The organism is Nonomuraea sp. NPDC049714 (assembly GCF_044465295.1).
In the GTDB taxonomy this organism is placed as follows: domain Bacteria; phylum Actinomycetota; class Actinomycetes; order Streptosporangiales; family Streptosporangiaceae; genus Nonomuraea.
On sequence record NZ_JBITLM010000007.1, the window covers coordinates 353,218 to 369,601 of the forward strand.

General features: G+C 71.1%; 16 protein-coding genes. 9 read left to right on the forward strand and 7 right to left on the reverse strand.

Annotated elements, in window-relative coordinates:
• Window positions 1-131 precede the first annotated feature (131 nt).
• Genes ACIBQX_RS27840 through ACIBQX_RS27850 form a run of 3 tightly spaced genes read left to right on the forward strand, consistent with a single transcriptional unit; the run spans window position 132 to window position 4,478 of the window.
• On the forward strand, window positions 132-1,517 hold the full coding sequence (locus ACIBQX_RS27840; RefSeq protein WP_397009463.1) for an MFS transporter: 1,386 nt from the start codon (window positions 132-134) through the stop codon (window positions 1,515-1,517).
• On the forward strand, window positions 1,514-3,859 hold the full coding sequence (locus ACIBQX_RS27845) for a PEP/pyruvate-binding domain-containing protein (RefSeq protein WP_397009465.1): 2,346 nt from the start codon (window positions 1,514-1,516) through the stop codon (window positions 3,857-3,859). Before ACIBQX_RS27840 ends, ACIBQX_RS27845 begins: the two co-directional genes overlap by 4 nt.
• 10 nt (window positions 3,860-3,869) lie before the next feature.
• On the forward strand, window positions 3,870-4,478 hold the full coding sequence (locus ACIBQX_RS27850; protein WP_397009467.1) for a TetR/AcrR family transcriptional regulator: 609 nt from the start codon (window positions 3,870-3,872) through the stop codon (window positions 4,476-4,478).
• Here ACIBQX_RS27850 and ACIBQX_RS27855 read toward each other — a convergent pair.
• Complete coding sequence (locus ACIBQX_RS27855) at window positions 4,432-5,145, reverse strand: TetR/AcrR family transcriptional regulator (RefSeq protein ID WP_397009469.1); 714 nt, start codon at window positions 5,143-5,145, stop codon at window positions 4,432-4,434. The two genes, ACIBQX_RS27850 and ACIBQX_RS27855, sit on opposite strands and share 47 nt — an antisense overlap.
• Window positions 5,146-5,259: 114 nt before the next feature.
• On the opposite strand from ACIBQX_RS27855, the gene ACIBQX_RS27860 reads away from it, so the two are divergent.
• The 3 genes from ACIBQX_RS27860 to ACIBQX_RS27870 are packed head-to-tail and all read left to right on the forward strand — an operon-like array spanning window position 5,260 to window position 7,417.
• Window positions 5,260-5,613 (forward strand): YrdB family protein, encoded by a 354-nt coding sequence (locus ACIBQX_RS27860; RefSeq protein ID WP_397009470.1) that lies wholly within the window; start codon window positions 5,260-5,262, stop codon window positions 5,611-5,613.
• A 2-nt stretch (window positions 5,614-5,615) separates the two neighbouring features.
• Window positions 5,616-6,527 carry an NAD-dependent epimerase/dehydratase family protein gene (locus ACIBQX_RS27865; protein WP_397009472.1) on the forward strand — a complete coding sequence of 304 codons (912 nt, stop codon included), beginning with the start codon at window positions 5,616-5,618 and terminating at the stop codon, window positions 6,525-6,527.
• Complete coding sequence (locus ACIBQX_RS27870; RefSeq protein ID WP_397009474.1) at window positions 6,524-7,417, forward strand: Gfo/Idh/MocA family protein; 894 nt, start codon at window positions 6,524-6,526, stop codon at window positions 7,415-7,417. Before ACIBQX_RS27865 ends, ACIBQX_RS27870 begins: the two co-directional genes overlap by 4 nt.
• Here the strand turns inward: ACIBQX_RS27870 and ACIBQX_RS27875 are convergent.
• From ACIBQX_RS27875 to ACIBQX_RS27890, 4 genes are all read right to left on the reverse strand, one after another.
• Entirely contained in the window at window positions 7,395-8,228 is an 834-nt protein-coding gene (locus ACIBQX_RS27875; RefSeq protein ID WP_397009476.1) for a trypsin-like serine peptidase, read from the reverse strand. The two genes, ACIBQX_RS27870 and ACIBQX_RS27875, sit on opposite strands and share 23 nt — an antisense overlap.
• A 101-nt stretch (window positions 8,229-8,329) precedes the next feature.
• Window positions 8,330-8,554 carry a zinc ribbon domain-containing protein gene (locus tag ACIBQX_RS27880; RefSeq protein ID WP_397009478.1) on the reverse strand — a complete coding sequence of 75 codons (225 nt, stop codon included), beginning with the start codon at window positions 8,552-8,554 and terminating at the stop codon, window positions 8,330-8,332.
• On the reverse strand, window positions 8,460-8,987 hold the full coding sequence (locus tag ACIBQX_RS27885; protein ID WP_397009480.1) for a helix-turn-helix domain-containing protein: 528 nt from the start codon (window positions 8,985-8,987) through the stop codon (window positions 8,460-8,462). The genes ACIBQX_RS27880 and ACIBQX_RS27885 overlap by 95 nt, the downstream gene beginning before the upstream one ends.
• A 271-nt stretch (window positions 8,988-9,258) precedes the next feature.
• Complete coding sequence (locus ACIBQX_RS27890) at window positions 9,259-10,530, reverse strand: Glu/Leu/Phe/Val dehydrogenase (RefSeq protein WP_397009482.1); 1,272 nt, start codon at window positions 10,528-10,530, stop codon at window positions 9,259-9,261.
• Window positions 10,531-10,836: 306 nt separating this feature from the next.
• Here ACIBQX_RS27890 and ACIBQX_RS27895 point away from each other — a divergent pair, with 306 nt between their 5' ends.
• The 3 genes from ACIBQX_RS27895 to ACIBQX_RS27905 all read left to right on the forward strand — a co-directional run bounded on the left by ACIBQX_RS27895 (window position 10,837) and on the right by ACIBQX_RS27905 (window position 14,243).
• On the forward strand, window positions 10,837-12,333 hold the full coding sequence (locus tag ACIBQX_RS27895) for an alkaline phosphatase D family protein (protein WP_397009484.1): 1,497 nt from the start codon (window positions 10,837-10,839) through the stop codon (window positions 12,331-12,333).
• A gap of 124 nt (window positions 12,334-12,457) precedes the next feature.
• Complete coding sequence (locus ACIBQX_RS27900) at window positions 12,458-12,991, forward strand: RNA polymerase sigma factor (RefSeq protein WP_397009486.1); 534 nt, start codon at window positions 12,458-12,460, stop codon at window positions 12,989-12,991.
• Complete coding sequence (locus ACIBQX_RS27905; RefSeq protein WP_397009488.1) at window positions 12,984-14,243, forward strand: CU044_5270 family protein; 1,260 nt, start codon at window positions 12,984-12,986, stop codon at window positions 14,241-14,243. The genes ACIBQX_RS27900 and ACIBQX_RS27905 overlap by 8 nt, the downstream gene beginning before the upstream one ends.
• Window positions 14,244-14,303: 60 nt before the next feature.
• Here ACIBQX_RS27905 and rocD read toward each other — a convergent pair whose 3' ends face one another.
• Both rocD and ddaH read right to left on the reverse strand, forming a co-directional pair.
• Window positions 14,304-15,512 (reverse strand): ornithine--oxo-acid transaminase, encoded by a 1,209-nt coding sequence (gene rocD / locus ACIBQX_RS27910; RefSeq protein WP_397009490.1) that lies wholly within the window; start codon window positions 15,510-15,512, stop codon window positions 14,304-14,306.
• On the reverse strand, window positions 15,509-16,309 hold the full coding sequence (gene ddaH / locus ACIBQX_RS27915) for a dimethylargininase (RefSeq protein WP_397009492.1): 801 nt from the start codon (window positions 16,307-16,309) through the stop codon (window positions 15,509-15,511). The genes rocD and ddaH overlap by 4 nt, the downstream gene beginning before the upstream one ends.
• Window positions 16,310-16,384: the final 75 nt, after the last annotated feature.

Below are 16,384 nucleotides of genomic sequence, written 5' to 3' on the forward strand. Positions count from 1 at the left end.
ACCTGAGGGCGGGGCATGGGTGTTCTGGGGGCTGGACGAGCATGTCCACCCCAACCGGTTAGTGAACGTTGCGTTTCCTAACGGTGACGTCTACTCTTCTTAGAGAACGACTAGTTCTCTAGGGGGTCGCCGTGGGGCTTGTGCTGTCAGGGCTGGTGCTCGCCATGCTGCTCGGCGCGCTCGACCAGACGATCATGACCCCCGCCCTCCCCGCCGTGGCGGGCAGCCTCGGCGGCCTCGACCAGATGCCCGCCGTCATCACCGCCTACCTGGTCGCCGCGACCGTCGTCATGCCCCTGTACGGCAAGCTGGGCGACCGGTTCGGCCGGAAGCCGCTCATGCAGGTGGCGATCGTGGTGTTCGTCGTCGGCGCGGTGCTGTGCTCGATGGCCGCCACGATGCCGCAGTTCATCGCCTTCCGGGCGGTGCAGGGGATCGGCGGCGGCGGGTTGATGATCGGCGCGCAGGCCATCATGGGGGAGATCGTCAGCCCTCGCGAGCGCGGCCGCTACCTGGGATTGATCGGGGCGGCGTACATCGTGGCCGCCGTGGGCGGGCCGCTGGTCGGCGGGTTCTTCATCGACAGCGTCGGCTGGCGGTGGATCTTCGCCATCTATCCGCCGCTCGGGCTGCTGGCGTTCGCCGTGCTGACCGCCACGCTCAAGCTGCCCAGGCCGGTCGCGCGGGCGCCGATCGACGTCGCCGGGGCCATCACGCTGGCCGTCGCCGTGGTGGGGGTGGTCATGCTGGGCCAGACCCGCGAGCCGGTGTTCCTGGCCGTGGCGCTGGCAGGGGTGGTGGCGTGGCTGGTGAGCGCGCGGCTGGCGACCGATCCGATCCTGCCGCTGCGGCTGTTCAAGGACCGCGCGTTCGCCGTGCCGGTGCTGATCAGCCTGTTCATCGGGTTCGCGCTGTTCGGGACCATCACCTACATTCCCGCCTACCTGCAGATCGCGCTCGGCTCGTCGGCCACCCAGGCGGGGCTGCTGGTGACCGCGTTGATGGGCGGCGTGCTGACCACCACGATCGTCTCCGGCCGGCTGATCAGCCGGACCGGCCGCTACCGGGGCTACCCGGTGGCCGGAACGGCGCTTGCCGGGGCGGGGCTGGCGTTGCTGCCCATGGCGGCGGGCCGGGCGGCGACGCTCGCCGGGGTATTGCTGCTCGTCGGCCTCGGGGTAGGGCTGGTCATGCAGGTCATGGTCCTGGCCGCGCAGAACTCCGTGGCCTATGCCGACCTGGGCACCGCCACCTCGTCGGTGACGTTCCTGCGCCAGATCGGCGCCTCCGCCGGGGTGGCCGTGGTCGGGGCGCTCATCACCTGGCGGTCAGCCGAGGCCACCGGACATCAGCTGCCTGCCGAGGCCACCGGAACCCAGCTGCCCGCCGCCTTCGCCGAGGCCGTGCCGCCCGTGTTCGCGGCGATGGCGCCGCTGCTCGGGGTGGCCTTCCTGCTCGCGCTGGCCCTGCCGGCGCGTCCCCTTCGCACCACCGCGTATGCCGAGGAGCACTCATGAAACTCGTCGCACCCCTGCGGTCCTTCGGCCGTGCGGACCTCGCCCTGGCGGGCGGCAAGGGGGCCAACCTGGGGGAGCTGATCGCGCACGGCTTCCCCGTGCCTGACGGCTTCGTCGTCACGACCGACGCTTACGCGCAGGTCGCGGCCGGGCTGAGCACCCGCGACAGCGTCCAGCGGGCCGAGGTGCCCGACGAGCTGCGCCGGGAGATCATCAGGGCGTACGCCGAGCTCGGCGATGGCGGCGGGCCGGTGGCGGTGCGCTCCAGCGCCACCGCCGAGGACCTGCCGGGCGCGGCGTTCGCCGGTCAGCAGGACACCTACCTCAACGTCGTCGGCGAGGACGCGCTGGTCGACGCGGTGCGCCGGTGCTGGGCCTCGCTGTGGACGGATCGGGCCGTCGCCTACCGCGACCGGCTCGGGATCGACCACGCCGGCGTGCGCATCGCCGTGGTCGTGCAGCGGATGGTGGAGGCGGAGAGCGCGGGCGTGCTGTTCACCGCGAACCCCGTCACGGGGCATCGCGGCCAGCTCGTGGTCGACGCGAGCAGCGGGCTCGGCGAGGCCGTCGTCTCCGGCCTCGTCACCCCCGACCACTACGTGCTCGAACCCTCCGGGAAGGTGGCCGCGTACACACCTGGCCGCCGTGAGGTGGTCGTCCGCAGCACGGCGGGCGGCGGCGTCACCCACGACGAGAGCGGCAGCCCCGTCGAGCGGCTGCCCGACCAGGCGCTGCGCGAGCTGGCCAGGCTCGGCACCGAGGTGGCCGCCCACTTCGGCCGCCCGCAGGACATCGAGTGGGCGTACGCGGACGGCAGGGTCAACCTGGTGCAGGCCCGTCCGATGACCGCGCTCCCGCCGCCGCCGCTCGGGCGGCTCAACCCGATCCAGCGCAAGCTCGGCTCGGTCCTGCTGGAGTACGTCCCCGTCAGGCCCTATCCGATCGACATGTCGACCTGGCTGCCGTACGGCCCGGCGGGGCTGATGGGAAGGGTGACGGGGTACTTCGGCGTGCAAGGGGCGTTCGACAAGTTCCTGGAGGAGCAGGACGGAGTCGTCTACCGGATGGTGCCGCCGACCCCGCACCCCACCCCGCGCGTGCTGACCGCCCCGTTCCGCTTCGCGGCCAAGGCCAGGCGGTACGACCCGGCGCGGTGGACGGATGACCCGCGCTTCCGAGAGTTCTTGGAGACGAATCGCGAGCTGACCGCCCTCGACCTCAAGGCGCTGCCGTGGCAGGAGCTGGCCCGGGTGCCCAGGAGGGCGCTGGAGGCGGTGCAGCCGGTGGCGGACCTGCGTATCGACTACCTGCCCGGGACCGGCCTGGCGCTGCTGCGACTGCTGCTGGCGGTCAAGCTGCTCGGCCGGGGCGCCCTGTTCAGCGGTCTGATCGCCGGCGGTCGCACCCGCACCGGGGACGCCAACCACGCCCTGGAGGAGCTGGCCGAGGAGGCCAGGCGGACCGGCGCGCTCGACGGCGCCGCCTTCGAGGCGAAGCTCCGGGCCTTCCTGGCCGAGTACGGCCACCGCGAGACCGCCACCCCGCTGCTGGTCACCCCGCCCTCCTGGGCGGACGCGCTGGAGACGGTGCTCGACCTGGTCAGGCTGCTGGCGGCCGAGCCACCCACGCCCGCCGCCCCGGGCGACGACGCGCTCGACAAGCTGCTCGCCCACCCTCTCCTGCGCCGTAGAAAGGCACGCTGGGTGCGGGCGGCCCGCGCCGGCGTCGCCTTCCGGGAGGACAGCCACTTCTATTTCACGATGCCGCTGCCCGTCCTGCGCAGGTCGCTGCTGGAGATGGGCCGCCGGCTGCGTGACGCGGGCGCGCTCGACGCCCCGGAGGACGTCTTCCACCTGCGGCTGGAGGAGCTCGAACGGCTCCCGGACAGTGATACGGACAGCGACTCCGGGCGGCACCTGCGCGCGCTGGTGACCGCCAGGGCCGCCAAACGCGAGGAGCTCGCGGGTGTGCGGCTCATCGACCCCAGGGCCGTCTTCCCCGTCAGGGAGCTGGGTGACGCCCTCGTCGTGGGCACGCCCGCCAGCGCGGGCCTGGCGACGGGGCCGGTGCGGATCGTCCGCGACCCGTCGGAGTTCGGCAGGCTCGGCGGCGGCGACGTGCTCGTCTGCCCCTACACCAACCCGTCGTGGACGCCGCTGTTCCAGCGGGCCGCCGCCGTGGTGGTCGACGCGGGCGGCAGCGCCTCGCACGCGGCGATCGTGGCCAGGGAGTACGGCATCCCCGCGGTGATGGGCACCGGCGAGGCGACCGCCACGCTGACCGACGGCCAGATCGTGACCGTGGACGGCGATGCCGGACGGGTCACGGCGGCGGCTCCGTAGGATTCCTGACATGGTCACCGACCACCGCAAGCTTCCCCGGCGCCGGGGCGAGGCGCTCAACTCCGCCATCTTCCAGGCGACCCTCGACGAGCTGGCCGAGGGAGGATACGCCCAGCTCACCATGGAGCGGGTCGCCGAGCGGGCAAGGGCGAGCAAGGCGTCGCTCTACCGCCGCTGGCCCACCCGTGTGACGCTGGTCATGGCGGCCGTCTATCACTCGCTGCCCGACATGGTCTCCGTGCCCGACACCGGGAGCCTGCGCGAGGACCTGCTCGACGTGCTGCGGCGGTCGTCGGCGGCGCTGTCGGGGCCGGCGGGCGAGGCGATGCGCGGGCTGCTCAGCGAGGTGCTGCGGGACGAGTCCGTCGCCCAGGCGTTCCGGGAGAACTCCCAGGGCGCCAGCCGCAAGATGATGGCCGAGATCGCCCGGCGTGCCGTCGAGCGCGGCGAGATCGACCCGGCCGCCGTCACACCGCGCCGGCTGGACAGCGGCCAGGCGCTGATCAGGCAGTACTTTCTCTTTCACGGCCCGCCCATCCCCGACCGGCTCATCGTGGACGTGGTCGACGAGGTCATGGTTCCGCTGCTGGCCGGCGCAGGCCCAGCGCCGCGCCCATGATGCTCATGGAGCGCTCGAAGGCCGTGCGCCGCTCGTAGATGGTCTTCTCCAACTGGCCGAACAGCTCGAAGCTGACCCAGCCGTACAGCGCGGTCCACGCCGAGAACGCCCGGAGGGCCACATCGTCCGGGACGCCCGGCATGACGGTCCGGAGGTTCTCCGCGTCGGCGCGCAGCGTCTCCGGGGGAGGGCCGGCCAGGGCGGGCGGGTCGAGCGCGCCGGCCTCGTGGGCCTGTGAGACCAGCCGCCCCATGACGATCACATCGCGCAGCCGGGCCGGGATGGTGTCCTGGGGCGCCTCGTAACCGGGCACCGGTGAGCCGAAGAGCAGCGCGTACTCGTGCGGGTGGGCCAGCGCCCAGTCCCGCACGCCGTGGCAGATGGCCAGCCACCGGCCGGGGTGGTCGTCGCCGGGACAGGCGGCGTCCGCCTGCTCGACCGCCTCGCCCAGCGCGTTGTAGCCGTCGATGATCAGGGTGGTGAGCAGGTCGTCGCGGCTGGGGAAGTAGCGGTAGATCGCCGACGACACCATGCCCATCTCGCGCGCCACGGCGCGCAGCGACAGACCGCCCGCGCCCTCGGTGGCGAGCTGGCGGCGCGCGATGTCGGCGATCTCCTTGGTGAGCTCGGCTCTGACACGTTCTCTCGCGGTACGGCTCGCTGTCATGCCCTGCACGCTACCAGAGCGGCAGAAAGAAACGAGAGCACTGCTCTTGACGATTGGTGCTCTCATGCGAGAGCATTGCTCTTGTTCGAGAACGACAGTCATACGGAGGAAACGATGCTCACTCTGGCAAAGGGCGCGAACCTGGCCCTGATGTTCCTGCTGGAGCTCGGTGTGCTCGTCTCCGCCGGCTACTGGGGTTTCACCGTCAGCCCCAACTGGGCCGTAAAGCTGCTCGCCGGGATCGGCGCGCCGGCCCTGTTCATCGCGCTCTGGGCCGTGTTCGGCGCGGGTGGCGGCGAGAACGCCGTCCTCCCGGCCATGGGCGCGGCCCGGGTCGTTCTGGAGATCGTCTGGTTCGGCGGCGGCGCACTGGCGCTCTACGCGGCGGGGGCCGTGACCCCGGCCGCCGTCTTCGCCGCCCTCTTCATCCTCAACGCGGTCCTCCGCATCGTCTGGAAGCAGGTCTGATCATGGGTAAGCACATCGTGGTGGGTTCCGGCCAGGTCGGCACGCATCTGGCCACCAAGCTCCTCGCGCAGGGACACGACGTCACCGTGGTGACCCGCTCGGGCGGCGGCCCTGACGGCGCCGTCAAGGTGGCCGCCGACGTGGCCGACCAGGCCCGGCTGACCGAGATCAGCAAGGGCGCGGACGTCCTCTACAACTGCGTGAACCCGCAGTACCACCGCTGGCTCACCGACTGGCCGCCGATGGCCGCCTCGTTCCTGGCCGCCGCCGAGGCGACCGGCGCGGTGCTGACGATGGTCGGCAACCTCTACCCGTACGGTCCCGTCACCGGCCCGATGACCGAGGACCTGCCGCTGGCGTCCACCACCCCCAAGGTGCGGGTCCGGACCAAGATGTGGGCCGACGCCCTGGCCGCCCACCGGGCGGGCCGGATCCGGGTGACCGAGGTGCGCGGCTCCGACTACTTCGGCCCCGGCGCCACCGACCAGTCCTATCTGGGGGAGCGGTTCCTGCCCGCGCTCAAGGCGGGCAAGACCATCTCGCTCATGTGGCCCGCCGACATCCCGCACAGCTGGACGTACCTGCCCGACGTGGCGGACGCGCTGATCGTCGCGGGCGGTGACGAGCGCGCCTGGGGCCGGCCGTGGCACGTGCCCAGCAACGCGCCGATGACGTTCCGGGAGATCGGCGAGCGGATGGCCGCGCTGCTCGGCCGTCCGGCGCCCAAGATGCGGACGCTGCCCTGGCCGCTCGTGCAGGCGGTGGGCATGGTCTCGCCCATGATCCGCGAGCTCAAGCACACCCGCTACCAGTTCGTCGCGCCGTACGAGCTCGACTCCTCCGCCTTCCAGCGGACCTTCGGCGTCGCGCCCACGCCCATGGACGAGGCGCTGAAGGCTACGCTCGGCGCATGAGGATTGCCATGATCGGCCTGGGTGACATCGCGGAGAAGGCGTACCTCCCCGTGCTCGCCGCTCAGGCCGGCGTCGACCTGCACCTGTGCACCCGCGACAGCGCGACGCTGGACCGGCTCGGCGAGACCTACCGGGTGGCCGGCCGCTCCACGTCCGTGGCCGAGGCGATCAAGGCCGACCTCGACGCGGCGTTCGTGCACGCGGCCACGGTGGCCCACCCGGAGATCGTCGAGGAGTTGCTCAGCGCCGGGGTGCACGTCTACGTGGACAAGCCGATCGCCGACAACCTGGCCGACTGCGAGCGGCTGGTGCGGATGGCCCGCGAGGAGGGCAGGTCGCTGATGGTCGGCTTCAACCGCCGCCACGCGCCCGGCTACGCGGAACTCGCCCGGCTTCCCCGCCATCTGGTGCTGATGGAGAAGAACCGCCGGGAACATCCTGACGTGGCGCGCCGGGTGGTGTTCGACGACTTCATCCATGTGGTGGACACGCTGAGGTTCCTGGTGCCAGGACAAGTGATCGGCACCCGGTTCAGCACCCGGACCAGCGACGGGCTGCTGGAGCACGTCGTGCTGGAGCTGTCCGGCGACGGCTTCACCGCCATCGGCGTGATGAACCGGGCGAGCGGGGCGAGCGAGGAGAGCTGCGAGGTCATGGGCGCGGGCGTCAAGCGCCGCGTGGTCAACCTGGGCGACGTGATCGACTACGCCGGCGGCGAGGTCCTCACCAGGCGGCTCGACTGGGTGCCGGTCGCCCGGCAGCGCGGCATCGAGCAGATCTGCCTGGAGTTCCTCGCCGCGGTCCGCGACGGCCGCCTGATCACCGCCGACGACGCGCTGGTCAGCCACGCCATCTGCGAGGAGATCGTCATGGCGAGCTCGCCTGCCTGAGCCGCATGGCCCGGTCGGCCTGCTGGTACATACGGGTGAAGGACTTGCCGCCGAGCCGGGTGAGCACGGTGAAGCCCTTGGCGTCCTTCAGCGGGCTGGAGGAGGACACCACCCCCGCCACCTCCTCGCCGTACACCGCCGGCCCGCCGCTGCCGCCCGCCGCCGCGTGGCAGTTACGCGTGACGAGCACCCCCGGGCCGCGCTCGGTGCCCTCCACCGCGTCGCCCAGGCAGCGATACATCCGGGTGCCCGGATACTGCTTGCCCTTGGGGTAGCCGAGCAGTTCCAGCCCGCGTAGCGCGGTCCCCTTGCCGGTGGCCAGCGGGCGCAGGCCGGGCCCGGTCACGTCCTCCAGCGACCGCCGCTCCGAGGTCGCCACCCCGACCAGCCCGACGTCGTACGGCAACAACGCGGGGGAGTACGGCCGGCCGCGCCAGCGAGCCGGCACCCACGTCCGCACGGCCGGCCAGACGCCCAGCGGCGGGCTGCCCCGGTCGTAGGCCGGCAGGAAGGCGAGCTGCCGCAGCAGCCGGCCCTCGTGGTAGAGGCAATGGGCGGCCGTCAGCACCAGGCTGCGACTGCGCGAGCCGAGCACCACGCCGCCGCACATCAGGTGCGTGCCGGTGACAGGGTCACGGCCGACCAGCACCCCGGTCAGCCGCCGCGCGCCGGTGAAGGGACGGGACACAGGGGCGTACCCCAGCCGGTCGCCGTCCGGGGTGAGCACCTTGTGCGACGGGATGTTGCGATGCGAGACCTCCGTGACGGCGGTCGGGTCGAGCAGGGCCAGAGCGAGCAGCAACCTGAACACCTACCCACTTCTAGCAGGAAACGATCACCCCTTTGAACTGCGACATCAGTGTTTACCCAACCTGGGTGACTCCTCCGCTCACTGAAGGGAGCGGCTTCTCGCTAAGCCGCTTCCGCAGCCTGGCGAAGGGCAAGCCCTGCCCTCAAGATGTTGATCGCCGCGTTCACGTCGGCGTGCGCGGCATGCCCGCACGCCGTACGTCGGAACTCGGCCTGGCTGACACGGTGGTCATCACAGGACAGCACCACGAACCAGCGCGAGCCTTCCCGCTTCACCGAGATCGTCTTCACCGTGCCGAGCACCCGGCGGTGCCGGTGGACCCGCACGTGCCCGACACCTTGAAGACGGACGAACCTGGCCGTGGGATGTTCGGGTTGGGAGTCCCACCGGCAGCCGTCGCCGTCCTTCGGCCACTCGACCGTGTCGAACCGGCCGCGCCCCTTGAACCGGGGAAAAGCCCGGCGTGCGGCCTGCGCGGACCCGCTTGAAGAACGCCGTGAACGCCTTGTCCAGCCGTCGCAGCGTGGCCTGCTGGGAGGAGAACGACCAGCGTGCCTGCCCGTCCGGGTCGTCGGCGCGGATGTGCTTCAACTCGGCCGACTGATGGCCGTAGCGGACCGTCACTCCCGCCTTGCGGTAGGCGGTGCGCCGGTGCTCCAACGCCGCGTTGTACAACTCACGGTGCTCTTCCAGACACGCGGCGAGCGCGGCGGCCTGCTTGCCGGTGGGGCGCAGCAAAAATTTGAACGACCTGCGCACACCCACCTCCCACGTTCCCCAGCGAGATCACCACGCTATCGGCCCGCACGGACAAAATCCGGAAGGAAACCCTTGATGCGCAGACCGGACAGGTCCCCGCACGCTCGGGCCTTGACAGCCCTCCCGGGCCCGATTCCCCCGTCGCCTCAAGACGACAGTCGCCTCGGGAGACGTTGATGGAGAGGCGGGTCCGACCGGCTGTCACGGCGGGAGCCCGCGCGTGAGAGCCGGTCGGGCCGGCGCGCCGTCACGGGCGGGCCGGTCGTCCTGGTTACGGGAGGAGTGCGCGCGTCTGGTGGGCCTCGGCGACGCGGCCGACCGCGATGACGTGAGCCGCCTGGCGCAGCGTCAGACCGCGCCGCGCGGCCAGCGTGGTGACCTCGGCGTAGGTGCCGGCCATCAGGTCCCGCATCCTGCGCTCGGCCTGCTCCACGCTCCAGGAGTAGGCCTGCATGACCTGGACCCACTCCAGGTAGGACACGATCACGCCGCCGGCGTTGGCCAGGATGTCGGGCACGACCGTCGTGCCGTTGGCCGTGAGGATCTCGTCCGCCTCGGGCGTGGTGGGGCCGTTGGCGCCCTCCACGACGAGGCGGGCGCGCACGCGCGGCGCGTTCGCCTCGGTGATCGCGCCTTCGAGCGCCGCCGGCACCAGCACGTCCACGTCCAGCTCGAACAGCTCGTCGTGGCCGAGCGCGTCGGCGTGGCGGTAGCCGAGGACGTGGCCGGACTCGGCCACCCAGGCCCGCAGGCCGGCGAGGTCGAGCCCGCCGGGCGCGTACACGGCGCCCGAGAGGTCGGAGACGGCGACGACCTTGCAGCCGGCGTCGGCGAGGTACTGGGCGGTGAGCGCGCCGACCTTGCCGAAGCCCTGCACCGCCACCGTCGCGCCCTCCGGCGAGCGGCCCAGCGCGGACAGGGCCGCGATCTGCACGCCGCGCGAGGTCGCGCCGGCCTGGCCGGGCGAGTCGCCCGGCGCGGCGCCGGTGACGACGCCGGGCAGCGCGTGGCCGGCGTTGACGCTGTAGGCGTCCAGGATCCAGGCCATGGTCCGTTCGTCGGTGCCGACGTCAGGGGACGGGATGTCGTTGTCCGGGCCCATCATCGGCAGGATCTCGTTGACGTAGCGGCGGGTCAGCCGCTCCAGCTCGCGGATGTCGAGCGTGGCCGGGTCCACGGCCACGCCGCCCTTGGCGCCGCCGTACGGGATGTCGGCCAGGGCGCACTTCCACGTCATGCCCATGGCCAGCGCGGTCACCTGGTGGATGTCGGTGCCGGGATGGAACCGGAGGCCGCCCTTGGCGGGGCCGCGCGAGACGTTGTGCTGAACCCGGTAGCCCTGGACGACGTCCATGTGGCCGTCCGCGCGGCGCACCGGGACCGAGACGGTCAGCGATCGGCGGGGCGTGCCGAGCATCGTGCGGAGCCCGTCGCCGAGCCCGAGATGGTCGGCGGCCTGGCCGAGTTGGTAGAGGGCGGTGTCGAGGGCCTGGCGGCCGGATGTGATCTGTGCCGGCGTCTTTGACGGCACCATGACGCTCATGAAAGAGGTCCTCCTGTTATGGACGCCCTATATTTGGGTAAGGCGCCGTTGCCTAAACCCATTTGGGCGTACTTGTCGTGATCAGCCTAGAGCGGGGTGTTTGGTGTTGCCTAGAGGGCTCTCGTCGTTACTGAGGCGATGCGCGGTCCTTGGAAGTCAAGCCACCGATCCGGGTGCCCTGAACGCGACACTCTGGCAAGCTTGTGGCCCGAAGTGTGCCGAACTGTCAGACCGGGGGGTGTAATGCCCGCACTGGTGATCGGGCCGATGTTGCGCTATGTGGATTCTGCCAGCGCTTCGATTTTCGTGGAGACCGAAGAGCCCTGCGAGGTGACCGTCGAGGCCGACGGCAGGCCGTACAAGTCGCCTACCTTCACCGTCCACGGTCACCATTATGCGATGGTCGACATCACAGACCTTTCCCAGGATGCGGCTCCCTATACCGTGAAGCTGGACGGCGAGGAGGTGTGGCCGCTGGAAGGGCGGCCACCCAGCCGGATCCGGCTGTTCCCTGCGGAGGGGCCGGGCAGGATCGCGTTCGGGTCGTGCCGGACCAGCGCGCCGCACGACGCGCCGCATGAGATCACCCACGGGTACGACATGCTGCGCTCCCTCGGCTGCCATCTGTCGCAGGGCGACGACGAGTTGGGGCCGGATCTCCTGCTGCTCCTCGGCGACCAGGTCTACGCCGACAGTCCTTCGCCCGAGATGCTGGAGTTCATCCACGCCCGGCGGAACAACGACGAGCCGAAGAACGAGATCGCCGACTTCGAGGAGTACGCCGAGCTCTACCGGCAGGCCTGGACCGACCCCGACATCCGGTGGCTGCTGTCCACCGTCCCCACAGCGATGATCTTCGACGATCACGATCTGCGCGACGACTGGAACACCTCCAAGACCTGGCGCGAGCAGATGGCCAAGACCAGCTGGTGGCCGCGCCGGGTGGTGGCCGGGCTCGGCGCCTACTGGGTCTACCAGCACCTCGGCAACCTCTCGCCGGCCGAGCGGGCGGACGATCCGCTGCTGCGAACGCTGATGGGCAGCGGCGGCGACGGCGCGGCCGCCCTCGACGCCTTCGCGGCGCGGGCCGACGCCGACACGACCAGCAACCGGTGGAGCTACTCCCGCGACCTCGGCCACAGCCGGCTCATCATGATCGATACCCGGTGCGCCAGGCAGCTCACGCCGGGCGACCGCCGGATGCTCGACCCGCTGGAATGGGCCTGGCTCGAAGAGGAGGTCGCCAAGCCCACCGACCGCCTGATCATCGGCTCGTCCATCCCGTTCCTGCTGCCCGAGGGCGTGCACGGCGTGCAGAACTGGAACGAGGCGCTCTGCGACGGCGCCTGGGGACGCCCGGTCGCGCGGCTGTCGGAGCAGCTCAGGCAGGCCGTGGACCTGGAACACTGGGCGGCCTTCAGACGCTCGTTCGAGGATCTGTCCCGGCTGCTGATCGGGCTGGGCAAGCCGGTGCTGATCCTGTCCGGCGACGTGCACTACTCCTACGTCTCCAAGGCCAACACCGGGCCGGTCTACCAGCTCGTCTGCTCGCCGATCCGCAACCCGCTCAGCCGGACGCTGCGCTGGGCCAACGTGCTCACCCAGTTCGGCGTCGCCACGCTGATCGGCGGGCTGCTGGCGCGGTCGGCGAAACTGCCGAAGCCGCCGTTCAGATGGCGGGTGATCAAGGGCCCGTGGTTTCAGAACGCGGTCGCGATGCTCTCCTTCCCGGGAGCCGAGGCCACCTGGTACGACTCCACGGGCGACGACATCCGTGAAGTGGGCTCCATGAAACTGGAATGAAATAGTCGGAACCGGATCCCGCCGTGCGGTCAAGAACAGGGTGACCGCATGAGAGAGGACCGGCAACGTGGTGGCTGTTCACGAAGTGTCCGATACGGACGACTCAACGCTTATCGGGCGTTCGTTGGACGATCCGGAGAGCTTTGCCGCGCTGTTCGATCGGCATGCCGACGAGATCCACCGCTACGCCGCCAGACGCCTCGGCCCGGAGCCGGCCGAGGACGTCACCGGCGAGGTGTTCCTGGTCGCCTTCCGGCGCCGCGCCCGCTACGACCCCGCCTGGTCCGATGCCAGGCCCTGGTTGTACGGCATCGCCACCAAGGTCGTCGCCCAGCACCGCAGGACCGAGCGGCGGCGTAACCGCGCCATGGCCAGGGTGGGGGCGGAGCGGCCGGGCACGTTCGACGACCGCAGCGCCGAGCGGGTCACCGCCCAGCAGCTCCAGCCCCGGCTGGCCCGGGCACTGACCCTGCTCAACTCGGGGGAGCGTGACCTGCTGCTGCTCGTGGCCTGGACCGATCTCACCTACGAGGAGACGGCGATCGCCCTGGGCGTGCCGGTCGGCACGGTGCGGTCCAGGCTGCACAGGCTCCGCGTGAAAGTGCGCCGGGCACTCGGCGGCAACGATCCCTTCGCAGAGGAGCCCCAGCATGGATGACGACTTCAAGGACGGGGAGTTCAAGGACTTCGCCGACAACCGCCCCGCAGTGCCGCCGTACCGGCCGGAAGCCCGCGCCAGGGCGCGGGAGCGACTGCAGCGCGAGGCTCGCCGCGGCTTCCGCTTTCCCAGGCTGGGCTGGCAGGTCGTGGCCACCTTCGGAGTGACGATCACCCTCGTCGGCGGCGTGGCGGTGGCCCTGGCGGCCTACGGCACGGGGACCGACCAGAGGATCTCCACGGCCACCTCGGTGACGAGCTTCGCCCAGCAGGGCTTTCCCGAGCTCCACCCCAAGCCGGGGCAGTTCATCCTCATCGAGTCCGACACCATGTACGGGTTCACGGCCGCCTCGGCCGGCTCGGCGGCGAAGCCGACCCGGCACCTGTACCGGACGCACCGGAAGATCTACCAGTCGGTCGACGGGCAGGCCCCCGGGCTGCTGCTGATCGAGGAGCTGGAGCCGAAGCCGTGGCCCGGGGAGGAACTGCCGGAGAACGCGCACCGGTTGCGCGGGCCGACCCGATCACTGCTCGCGGCCTGCCCCGACCAGCTGGGGGACCGGCGGGACGACTACTCCTACCTGAGCACGCTGCCCGCCGACCCGGAGCGGATGCGCGAGCGCTTCCATCGGGACGGCGCGGGTGATCGGGACGTGGCAGAGGCCGCCTTCGACGCGGCGGGCGAGCTGGTCAGGGAGACCTACCTGCCCAGGGCGCAGCGGGAGGCGGTGTTCGAGGCCATCAAGGCCATGCCCGGGGTCGAGGAGGCCCAGGGGGTGCCGGACTCGGCCGGGCGCACGGGGGTCGCGCTCGGGCGGCGGTCGCAGGGGACGCTGCACCAGCTCATCTTCGACCCGGCGACCCGCACTCTACTGGGGGAGCGGGGCACGGTCGTGGACGCGAAGGTGGCCGGCGCGCCGGTGGGGAGCCTCGTCGCGCACACCGCCGCGCTCCGCGTCACGGTCGTGGACAAGCTGCCGGAGGTCGGCGACGTCGAGGGGGACGGCAGCTGCACGGCGCAGCCTGTTCTCGAGGCCGACACCCCGTCCCCGTCCACGAGCCCCGTGCCGTCCGCCTCCGTCGCCCCGACCGTCGTGACGGAAACTGCCGATCCGACCGAGTCCGTCGTCCCGACGGTCGCCGTGCCGTCCGCCTCCGTCGCCCCGCGGTCCTCGCCGGACGTCGTATCCACCGAGGCCCCCGACGGCCGGCGGGCTCGACCGTCCGCATCACCGGTGCCCACGACAGACTGACCGGGCCCTTCACCGAAACAGGCCCGCGCCCCCTGGGGGGTGCGGGCCGGGCCGGGTGGGTCAGCGGAAGGAGTTGATCGCGTCGGCGAGTTGGCCGACCGCCCAGAGGAGGTCCTCCTCGGAGATCACGATCGGCGGCGCGAGCCGGATCGTGGACCCGTGGGTGTCCTTGGCCAGCACGCCGCGGGCCATCAGCGCCTTGGACACCTCGCGGCCGGTGGCCAGGGAGGAGTCGATGTCGACGCCCGCCCACAGGCCGCGCCCGCGCACCGTCACCACGCCATGGCCGATCAGCTCGCGCAGCCTGGCGTGCAGCACCTCGCCGAGCCGGGCGGCCCTGTCCTGGTACTCGCCGGTGTTGAGCAGGTCGATCACGGCGTTGCCGACGGCGCACGCGAGCGGGTTGCCGCCGAACGTGGAGCCGTGCTGACCCGGCTTGATCACGCCGAGCACGTCCTCGTTCGCGGCGATGGCCGAGACCGGGACGACGCCGCCGCCCAGGGCCTTGCCCAGGACGTAGACGTCGGGCACGACGCCCTCGTGGTCGCAGGCGAAGGTCTTGCCGGTGCGGCCGAGGCCGGACTGGATCTCGTCGGCGATCATGAGCACGTTCTGCTCGGTGCACAGCTCGCGCACCTGGGTGAGGTAGCCGTCCGGCGGCACCAGCACCCCGGCCTCGCCCTGGATCGGCTCGATCAGCACCGCGACCGTGTTGGCGTCGATGGCCGACCTGATCGCCTCCGTCGAGCCGTACTTCACGACCGTGAAGCCCGGGGTGTACGGCCCGAAGTCGGCGCGGGCGTCCTCGTCGGTGGAGAAGCTGACGATCGTGGTGGTACGGCCGTGGAAGTTGTCCTCCATCACGATGATGTTGGCCTTGTCCCGTTCGACACCCTTGACCAGGTAGCCCCACTTGCGGGCGACCTTGATCGCGGTCTCCACGGCCTCGGCGCCGGTGTTCATCGGCAGGATCATGTCCTTGCCGGTGAGGTCGCCGAGCCCGGCGCAGAACCGGGCGAACTGGTCGTGGTAGAAGGCGCGGCTGGTCAGCGTCAGGTGCTTGAGCTGCTCCTGCGCCGCCTCGATGATCTTCTGGTTGCCGTGGCCGAAGTTCAGGGACGAGTAGCCGGACAGGAAGTCCAGGTAGCGCTTGCCCTCGACGTCGGTGACCCAGGAGCCGTGCGCCTCGTGGATCACGACGGGCAGCGGATGGTAGTTGTGCGCGCTGCGGCGCTCACTGACCTCTATGAGTTCTGCGCTGGTGGTCATGCAGTTTCCCCCCTGATCTCCAGTGTGCAGCACTTGGGGCCGCCACCTGCTTTGCGCAGCTCTGACAGCTCGACGGGGATCACCTCGTAGCCGCGCCGCTTCAGCTCCAGCTGAAGGTCGCCGGCCTCGGAGTTGATCACCACGTGGCTGCCGTCGCTGACCGCGTTGAGGCCGAGCACCTCGGCGTCGAGCGCCGTCGCGAGCACAGCGTCCGGGAACAGCCGGCGCAGCACCTCACGGCTGCCTGCGGAGAAGGCGCCGGGATAGTAGGCGACGTTGCGGCCGTCGAGCGGGAACAGGGCCGTGTCAAGGTGGTAGAAACGCGGATCTACCAGCGTCAACGACACTACCGGACGGCCCAGGAACTCCTGTGCCTGGTGGTGCGCGGCGAGGTCGGTGCGGAAGCCGGTGCCGGCGAGGATGACGTCGTCGAGCGTGAGGAAGTCGCCCTCGCCCTCGTTGACGTGCGCGGGCTCCAGCGTCTCGAACCCGCGCTCGGCGAACCAGCGCAGGTAGGCCGGGCCCTCGGGGACCCGCTGGGGGAAGGCGAAGCGGGCGCCGAAGACGCGGCCGCCGACGACCAGCGCCCCGTTGGCGGCGAAGACCATGTCCGGCAGGCCCTCGATGGGGTCGATCAGGCTGACCTGGTGCCCGAGGCTCTCGTACACCGCCTTGAGACCCTCCCACTGGCGGATGGCGAGGTCGCGATCGGAGCCGGCTTCGGGATGCATCCACGGGTTGATCGCGTACTCGACCGCGAAGTGGTCGGGGCGACACATCAGGAAGTGTCTGGGCATGCAGGGCTCCGGTGTGGTGCGTAGTGAAAGGTCCTCACATCAGGGGACGGATGACAGCTTAAGAAGCGGCGTTGT